Origin of the sequence: Nocardia sp. NPDC060220, assembly GCF_042727815.1 — a bacterium.
In the GTDB taxonomy this organism is placed as follows: domain Bacteria; phylum Actinomycetota; class Actinomycetes; order Mycobacteriales; family Mycobacteriaceae; genus Nocardia.
In genome coordinates this window covers 1-8,670 of record NZ_JBHWZY010000232.1, presented here as the reverse complement: position 1 = coordinate 8,670, position 8,670 = coordinate 1, and the positions used below count along the sequence as shown (strand labels likewise).

Annotated in this window: 9 protein-coding genes; 1 reads left to right on the top strand and 8 read right to left on the bottom strand. The window is 66.8% G+C overall.

The genetic code is table 11. The annotated features are described in order from the left end of the window. The 8 genes from ACFWF3_RS14535 to steA form a co-directional block, all read right to left on the bottom strand. A partial coding sequence (locus ACFWF3_RS14535; protein ID WP_379314047.1) for an SMC-Scp complex subunit ScpB occupies nucleotides 1–474 on the bottom strand: 474 nt, incomplete at its 3' end. Next, nucleotides 471–1,334, bottom strand: coding sequence for a segregation and condensation protein A (locus tag ACFWF3_RS14530; RefSeq protein ID WP_378995169.1), 864 nt, complete (start codon nucleotides 1,332–1,334; stop codon nucleotides 471–473). The genes ACFWF3_RS14530 and ACFWF3_RS14535, both read right to left, overlap by 4 nt. Before the next feature lie 17 nt (nucleotides 1,335–1,351). After that, nucleotides 1,352–2,185, bottom strand: a complete 834-nt coding sequence (locus ACFWF3_RS14525; RefSeq protein WP_101463778.1) for a ParA family protein — start codon at nucleotides 2,183–2,185, stop codon at nucleotides 1,352–1,354. Nucleotides 2,186–2,435: 250 nt separating this feature from the next. Continuing rightward, on the bottom strand, nucleotides 2,436–3,368 hold the full coding sequence (gene xerD / locus ACFWF3_RS14520; RefSeq protein WP_378995171.1) for a site-specific tyrosine recombinase XerD: 933 nt from the start codon (nucleotides 3,366–3,368) through the stop codon (nucleotides 2,436–2,438). A gap of 38 nt (nucleotides 3,369–3,406) precedes the next feature. Beyond that, nucleotides 3,407–4,066 carry an NUDIX domain-containing protein gene (locus tag ACFWF3_RS14515; protein WP_378995173.1) on the bottom strand — a complete coding sequence of 220 codons (660 nt, stop codon included), beginning with the start codon at nucleotides 4,064–4,066 and terminating at the stop codon, nucleotides 3,407–3,409. Nucleotides 4,067–4,087: 21 nt separating this feature from the next. Next, the gene (locus ACFWF3_RS14510) at nucleotides 4,088–5,812 is read right to left on the bottom strand and encodes a CTP synthase (protein ID WP_378630070.1); all 1,725 of its coding nucleotides are present in this window, start codon (nucleotides 5,810–5,812) and stop codon (nucleotides 4,088–4,090) included. A gap of 91 nt (nucleotides 5,813–5,903) precedes the next feature. After that, on the bottom strand, nucleotides 5,904–6,845 hold the full coding sequence (locus ACFWF3_RS14505) for a copper transporter (protein WP_378995186.1): 942 nt from the start codon (nucleotides 6,843–6,845) through the stop codon (nucleotides 5,904–5,906). Then, complete coding sequence (gene steA, locus ACFWF3_RS14500; RefSeq protein WP_378995175.1) at nucleotides 6,842–8,041, bottom strand: putative cytokinetic ring protein SteA; 1,200 nt, start codon at nucleotides 8,039–8,041, stop codon at nucleotides 6,842–6,844. Before steA ends, ACFWF3_RS14505 begins: the two co-directional genes overlap by 4 nt. 115 nt (nucleotides 8,042–8,156) lie before the next feature. On the opposite strand from steA, the gene ACFWF3_RS14495 reads away from it, so the two are divergent. Then, nucleotides 8,157–8,576 (top strand): SRPBCC family protein, encoded by a 420-nt coding sequence (locus tag ACFWF3_RS14495; RefSeq protein WP_379314046.1) that lies wholly within the window; start codon nucleotides 8,157–8,159, stop codon nucleotides 8,574–8,576. Nucleotides 8,577–8,670: the final 94 nt, after the last annotated feature.

Here is an 8,670-nt window from a genome sequence, read left to right as displayed (position 1 = left end):
GCGGTACAGCGTGCCGTTGGTTTCGGGGTCCTGACCCGCTTCCGCGATCAAGCCTCTGGCCAGCAGTGTGCGCATCACTCCGTCGACGTTCACCCCTCGGACCGCGCTGACCCGCATGCGGGTCACCGGCTGGCGATAGGCCACTACCGCCAAGGTTTCCAAGGCGGCCCGGGTCAGTTTCGTCCGGGCCCCGTCGAGCAGTACCCGCTCGACATAGGGCGCGTACTCCTGTCGAGTATAGAAGCGCCATCCGTCACCGACGAAACGCAGGTCGATGCCGCTGCCGCGCGCGCTCAGTTCCGCCGACATCGCGCGCAGGACGGTTTCGACCCGCTCGCTGGTGTCGTCCAAGGCCGCTGCCAGCTGTTCTGTGGGTGCCGGGGCGTCGACGACGAGCAGCATCGCCTCCAGTGCCGACCGCAATTCGAGGTCGTCGAGTGGCTCGGAGGTGAATTCCGCCACTGCCTCTGTCATCCGTAATCCTCCTCGAAGGTCAATGCCGCTGCTTCCGCGTCAGGGTCGAGCTCGCCGAGCCAGCTGACAGCCAACGGCCCGAGCGGATCGGGTTGGTCGAAGGCGATGGTCTTACCGCGGTACAGCTCCAGCAACGCCAGGAACCGCGCCACGATTTCCACCGGGACTGTGCAGTCGACCACCAATTCGGCGAAGGTGGTCCAGCCGCCCGGCCCGCGTTCCTTCAACAGGGCCAGCACCAGCTCGGCCTGCTCGGCGACCGAGATGGTGTGCATGTGCAGATGCCCGAGCCCGACCTCGGCGACCGGACGTGGCCGGAAGGCCGCCGCCGCGATCTCGGCGAACGCGGCGATATCCACCCCGAGGGTGACCTCGGGCAGCAGTCCTTCGAACTGTTCCTCGAGCGCCACCGAGCGCGGATACCGGCGCAGGGCCGCGGCTTCCAGCTCGGCGAGCAGTTCGGCCACCTGCTTGAACGCGCGATATTGCAGCAATCGCGCGAACAGCAGGTCGCGCGCATCGAGGAGTTCGAGATCGTCGGCGTCGGTCATCTCACCCGAGGGCAGCAGCCGGGCGGCCTTGAGGTCGAGCAAAGTGGCGGCGACGACGAGGAATTCGGTGGTCTGATCGAGAATCTTGTCCGCGCGCAGCTTGGTGTTCTCGGCCAGCTCGGCGGTCAGGGCCTTGGTGTAGGCGATGAATTCGTCGGTGACCTGGTGCAGCGCGACTTCGGTGACATCGAGTTTGCGCGAGCTGATCAACGTCAGCAGCAGATCGAACGGCCCCTCGAAATTGGTGAGCCGCAGATGAAAACCGGATTTGTCCGCGGCCGGCACCGCGTCTTCGGGTACTGCTTGCACCGCAGGTGTAGCTCCGATCACCGGCCAGACCGGTGGATGACTTCACGGGCCATCGCTCGATACGACTCGGCGCCGCCCGATTTCGGCGACCAGGTGGTGATCGGCTCCCCGGCGACGCTGGCGTCGGGGAAGCGCACGGTGCGTGAGATGGCGGTGTCGTAGACCAGGTCACCGAACACCTCGACCACCCGCGACATCACCTGACGCGAATGCAGCAGGCGCGCATCGAACATGGTGACCACGATGCCGTAGAGGCTCAGTCGCGGATTCAGACGGTCGCGCACCTTCTCGACGGTGTCGTTGAGCAATGCGAGCCCGCGCAGCGAGAAGTACTCGCATTCCATCGGAATGATCACGCCGTCGGAGCAGGCCAGCGCGTTGACCGTGAGCAGACCGAGCGAGGGCTGGCAGTCGATGAGGATGTAGTCGTAGCGATCACGCACGCTGTGCAGGGCGCGGCCGAGCGACTGTTCGCGGCCGACCTCGTTCACCAGCTGGATCTCGGCGGCGGAGAGGTCGATGTTGCTGGGTAACAGGTCCATGCCGTCGACCTTGGTGGTCTGCAGCACGTCGTCGACCTTGGCCTTGCCGCCGATCAGCAGGTCGTGCACGGTGAGTTCGAGGTCGTGGTGTGCCACCCCGAGCCCGGCCGAGAGCGCACCCTGGGGGTCGAGATCGACGAGCAGCACCCGGCGACCGTACTCGGCCAGTGCCGCACCGAGATTGATGGTCGAGGTGGTCTTTCCGACCCCGCCCTTCTGGTTGCACATGGCGACGACGAGTGCGTCGCCATGTCGCTGGACCTGGGGTGGATCGGGCACCAGTCGCAGCGGGCGCCCTGTCGGGCCCATCTCGACGGCCTCGGCGACCTGTTCCGGTCCACCGTCCCACGGTGTTTCCGCTGTCGTCACGATCCGCTGCTCCTTATACGTTTTCCTTGCCGGTAACCCCTGTCGAGGGTAGCGAGGCCGATCCGGGACCGGCTCGCTTTCGTACGGTCCAACTCTGGGTAGACGCTACCGCTCGGACCGGTGAGGTACAGCATGGCAACGCCGGGCGTGTTCGCACGATACCTGCTCAGCGGGTATCGGAGGTGCCGGTTCACGTCGCACGGGGATGGGCAGTGGCCCACACTTCACGCAGGGTGCTCACCGTCACGAGCGTGTAGATCTGGGTCGTGGTCACCGAGGCGTGGCCGAGCAGTTCCTGCACCACCCGCACATCGGCGCCGCCGTCGAGCAGATGGGTCGCGAAGGAGTGACGCAGAGTGTGCGGCGAGACAGTCGCCCCGATTCCGGCGCGTTCGGCGGCAGTCTGCAAGACCTGCCACGCGCTCTGCCGAGACAGTCTGCCGCCGCGGGCATTGAGGAAAAGAGCTCCGCCGGAACCCTTTCCGCTCGCGGCGAGAGCGGGTCGACCGCGCACCAGGTACGCGTCGACAGCCGCGAGCGCCGGGCGGCCGATCGGGACTAGGCGCTGCTTTCCGCCCTTGCCGTGCAGCACCACACAGCGTTGCTCGGCGTCGATGTCGTCGACGTCGAGTCCCACCATCTCCGAAATACGCGCGCCCGTGGAGTAGAGCAGCTCCAGCAGCGCCCGGTCACGCAGTCCGCGCGGGCCACCGTCGGAACCGTCCGGTTCGCCACCCGCCGATTCGAGAAGTCGCAGAACCTGGTCGTAGGGCAGTGCTTTGGGCAGCCGGCGACCCGGCGCGGGTGGTTTCACCGCATGCGCCACATCGGTATCGGTGAGTCCCTCGGCGGCGGCGAACCGGTGCAGTCCGCGGACCGCGATCAACGCCCTCGCCACCGAACCCGCTGCCAGCGCGGGATAGTCCGCTCCGCCGGCGCGCAACGCCATGGTGAATTCGGCGACATCGCCCTGGGCCACCGCGCCCAACGATTCGACACCGCGCCCGGTCAAGAAAGCCCGGTAGCGGGCGAGGTCACGACGGTAGGCACCGAGGGTGTTGCGCGCGGCTCCGCGCTCGACCGCGAGATGGTCGAGATAGGCGGCTATCTCCCGCTCGAGCACGCCCTCGCCTGTCTAGTCCCCGCCGACCGCTGCGGTATTCACGCGTGGTTGCCGTGCGTCGATGCTGCCTCGGCGGCCTTGCGCCGCAGGAACGTGGTCGGCTGACCGGGCCACGGTGCGTCGGGTGCGCGCAGCGGAACCCCGCTCGCCTCGGCCGCGGCATAGGCGAGCACCCCGGCGACCGCGGTCGCGTTCACGATCTCCCCGGCCAGTGCGGCCCGCACCGCCTCCGCGAGTGGCATCCGCACCAGCTCGAGGTCGGCTTCCTCGTGCTCGGGATCGGGCCGGTCGGTGGCGCTGAGACCAGTCGCGAAGAACACCCGCAATGCCTCGTCGGTGAAGCCCGGCGACAACGCCACATCCACCAGCACCGACCACTGCGCGGCGGCGAGGCCCGTCTCCTCGGCCAGCTCACGCTTGGCCGCGGTGAGCGGGTCCTCACCGTCGATATCGAGCAGCCCGGCGGGCAGTTCCAGCAGCCTGGTGCCGATCGGATGCCGGTACTGACGGATCAGCACCACGTTGCCGTCGTCGTCGAGCGCGAGCACCGCGACAGCACCGTGATGCTCGATCACCTCACGCTCGGCGACCCGCCCGTCCGGCATCCTGACCTGATCCTGGCGCAGAGCCAGGATCGCGCCGCTGTAGAGCACCCGGCTCGACACCGTCTCGAAGTCGTGACTACCGGGCTCGCTCATGCGTTCCTATCGCCGATCTTCCTAGGCTTCCGCGGTGGCCTGCTCCGCGAGCTCTTCCTCCGGGAAGTCTACGGGAAGCCGTTCGGCCAGTTTGTATTTCAACGCGGCGTTGATCAGCGCCGCGAACAGCGGATGCGGCCGGGTCGGACGGCTCTTGAGCTCCGGATGCGCCTGGGTGGCGACGAAGAACGGATGCACCGAAGCCGGGTACTCGACGAACTCCACCAGGTGCCCGTCGGGCGAGGTGCCGGAGAAGACCAGCCCGCTCTTGGCGATGGCATCGCGGTAGGAGTTGTTCACCTCGAACCGGTGCCGGTGCCGCTCGGACACGTTCTCGGTGCCGTACGCCTGCGCGACGACCGAGCCCTTCTTCAACGTGGCGGGGTAGGCGCCCAGTCGCATGGTGCCGCCCAGATCGGCTTCGCCGGCGACAACGTCTTCCTGGTCGGCCATGGTCGAGATGACCGGGTTCTTGGTGTCGGGCTCGAATTCGGCCGAGTTCGCGTCGGCGATACCGACCGAACGCGCCGCCTCGATGACCACGCACTGCAAACCGAGACACAGGCCGAGCAGCGGGATACCGCGACGGCGGGCGTAGCCGATCGCGCCGAGTTTGCCCTCGATACCGCGGATGCCGAACCCACCGGGGATCAGCACAGCGTCGACGTCACGCAGCGCCGCCTGCGCGCCGACCTCGGTCTCGCACTCGTCGGACGGCACCCAGCGGATGTTCACCTTGGCGCGATGGGCGAAACCACCCGCACGCAACGCCTCGGTCACCGACAGGTAGGCATCGGGTAGATCGACGTACTTCCCGACCAGCGCCACCTCGACGGTCTCCCGCGGCGAATGCACGCGATCGAGCAGATCGCCCCACACCGCCCAGTCCACATCGCGGAACGGCAGCCCCAGCTTGCGCACCACATAGGCATCGAGGCCCTCGCTGTGCAGCACCTTGGGGATGTCGTAGATCGACGGCGCGTCTGGCGTGGAGATGCACGCCTCCACATCGACGTCGCACATCAGCGCGATCTTGTTCTTGAGACCCTGCGGGACCTCGCGGTCGCAACGCAGAATCAGCGCGTCGGGCTGGATACCGATATTGCGCAGCGCGGCCACCGAGTGCTGCGTCGGCTTGGTCTTGAGCTCACCCGAGGGCGCCAGATACGGCACCAGCGACACATGCAGGAAGAACACATTGTCGCGACCCACATCGTGACGGATCTGGCGGGCCGCCTCGAGAAACGGCTGCGACTCGATGTCACCGACGGTGCCACCGATCTCGGTGATCACCACGTCCGGCACATGCCCCTCGAGATCGGGACCCTGCATCGCCAGGATGCGGCTCTTGATCTCGTCGGTGATATGCGGAATGACCTGCACCGTATCGCCCAGATACTCACCGCGGCGTTCCTTGGCGATCACCGTCGAATAGATCTGGCCGGTGGTCACGTTCGCGTCCATCGTGAGATCGCGATCGAGGAAACGCTCGTAGTGCCCCACGTCCAGGTCGGTCTCGGCGCCGTCTTCGGTGACGAACACCTCGCCGTGCTGGAACGGGTTCATGGTGCCCGGATCGACATTGAGATACGGGTCGAGCTTCTGCATCGTCACCCGCATGCCGCGCGCGGTCAGGAGCTGACCGAGGCTGGAGGCGGTGAGACCCTTACCCAATGAGGAGGCGACGCCACCGCTCACGAAGATGTGCTTGGTGGCACTTTTAGCCTGATTCCGTTGATGACCCACGGACCACCACTGTACCGCTAGTCCGCCTCTCCGCGTATTTTGCCGGTCGTTAGCGGGCGGCGTGTTGGGTTCGCGGTGGTGAGGTTCTCACTCAGCGGGGCATGGCTACCAGTGTCAGCGACGTCGCTGTCGGGCCTGTTCCGTAGCGGCCCGCGCCGCCGGTCAGTTGTTCTGTCAGGGCGAGTGTTGTTGTCACCCGGCCGATTTCGCGGTCGATGTTGTCGACGGTGGTGACTGTGGTCGCGAGGGGGGCCTGGGCTCGGACGGTGGCTATCGGGGCGTTGCCCTCGGCGGCGCCTTGGCGACCTGCGAGGACAGTGCCCGCGGCTCTTGCTCGGAGGGCGGCGGTGAAGCGGGCGATAGTCGCGCCCTGGCCGGTGTCGGGTTCGACACCGTTGCCGGTGATGACCACGGCCAGTTGCGCGGGTCTCGTCGGCGGGTCGGTGTAGGTGAGGAAGTCGCCGCCCCGGAGGGTTTCGAGGATCAGAGACAGTTCCTCGGGGGTGCTGCGGGGGTGGTTGGACACGGGGTCTTGGAGCAGGGCCAGGCCGAGGAGGTCGCCTGCGAGGCTGCCCTGGTCTACGGCGCCGGTGTTCAGTTGGGCCCCCGCGGGGACGATATTGGTCAGGGTAGAGCGCATGCGGTCGCCCTCCCCCGCGTCGACGAAGGACTCCGTCAAAGCGATGCGGCCGGTCACTGTGGCGCCCGCGGTGCGCAGGGAGTTGCTCACGCCGTCGATGTCGGCGGGGTCGGCGTCGGGGGTGGTGAGGACGACGACGGTGCGATCGGCCAGGGTGCCGTTCAGGATGCGCGCCGCCGAGCCCGCGATGAACTGGTCGGCGGACTCGAGGCGGGCGGTGAGCTGGGCGTTCTGCGCGGTCAGTTCGTCTACCTGGGTGTTCAGGTCGGTTTTGTCCGACCGGAGGCCCGAGATCATGGTGCCCGCGAGGGTGTGTGACCCGAGCACCACACCGACCGCGAGCGCGAGGAAGATCGCCGCGATCGAGATGGCGTGTTGACGCAGCGAGATCACAGCAGACCACGCACCCACAGGACAAAGCTGTTCCAGTACTCGATCGCCCAGTCCAGCACCTCGGAACCGTTGTGCGAAGCCAAGATCACCACCACGATCGCCACCAGGGCGGCCAGCACCACCAGCGCCACCGCGGCGCCCGCGGAACGATGCCGGTACAGGGTGGACACCGCGTTCGCGTCGACCAGCTTCGCGCCGACCTTCAATCGGGTCAGGAAGGTGGCCGGATTGCTGTCACGCCGGCCACGGTCGAAGAAGTCCTCGAGCGAAGCGGGCGCGCCCGCCAGCACGATCAGCGACGCACCGTGATGGTCGGCCAGCATCAACGCGAGATCGGTCGGCGAACCCGACGACGGGAACGTCGTGGCGCCGATACCCAGGTCCTGGATGCGCTCGAGGCCCTTGGCATGGCCGTCGGTATCGGCGGGCAAAATCATCTCGGCGCCGGATTTCAACGTCTCCGTGCTGATTTCGTCGGGGTCACCGACGATCAGGTCGGGCGTGTACTTGAGCTTGCGCAAGGTATCGGCGCCGCTGCCCACACCGATCAGAATCGGCGCGTACTCCTTGATGAACGGCTTGAGCCGCTGTAATTCCGCGAGATGGCCCGAACCGTCGGCGATGACGACCACGTGCCGGTTACGCATGTCCAGCTCGATATCGGGCACGCCCACACCATCGATCAGCAGCGCGCTCTCGGTACGCACGAATTCGGTGGTGTTGCCCGCGAACGCGTCGAGGTGATCGGCGAGTCCGTTGCGCGCCTCGATCATCCGGTCTGCGATAGCCGTCTCGTCGAACTCGATGCCCTCGACCAGGACCTCGGGTTCCTTCTTGGTGAGCCTGTCGGCGTAGACGATGCCGCCGTCGATGCGGACCTTCGACCCGTCCTTGATCCTGCCGAACGCGTCGGAGGACACCGTGTCCATCAGCACGATCCCGTTGGCCACCAACACCTCTGGCCCGAGGTTGGGATACCGCCCGGAAATCGAGGGCGAGGTGTTGATCACCGCGAGCACCCCCGCCTCGACCAGCCGATCGGCGGTGTGGCGGTCCAGGTCGGTCGCGTCGAGGACGACCACGTCCCCGGGACCGACCCGCCGCAGCAGTCGTCCGGTATCGCGATCCACCCGGGCGATCCCGGCGACACCGGGCAGCGTTTCCGTGTTCCGTGACAACAGCGCCGGCATCTTCATGAGGCCGATGATGAAGCCAAACCCTCAACCTTTGGTGGAGGCGCGCCGGTCGGAGCACGGGTGACGACTACCCGTATGCTCCGGGTCACAGACATTTCGGACAGGAGACACATCCATGCCACGTAGCACCGTCGAAACGGTCTTCGACGCACCTCGCGACATCGTCTACCGCCTCTTCACCGAGCGTGAGGCCGTCAGCCCGTACCTGCCGATCCAGGTCAAGCTCATCAAAGCGGGCGATCCGGCCACCGGCGTCGGCGCCCAGCACCTGCTGGGTTTCGGCAAGGTGGGCGTCACCGAGGAGATCACCGCCCTCACCCCCGGTGAGCGGATGGAATACAAGATCGTCAAGGGCGCCCCGGTCAAGCGCCACGTCGGCACCATCACCTTCGCCGATACGAGTGAGGGCGGTACTCGGGTGGTCTACACGATGGAGTCGGAGCCGTCGCTGCCGGTGCCTGCGCCTGCGCTGGAGTTCGGGTTGCGTCAGCTGACCAATCAGCTGATCGGCGGGGTGCGTAAAGCACTGCGCTGAGGTTGGTGGGGCTCGGGACTCGGTGATCGGTAGTCCTGGAGGCACTGGCTGTATTTTTGGCGCGCTGGCGCGCGCGTGTCCGCGGCCCTGATTC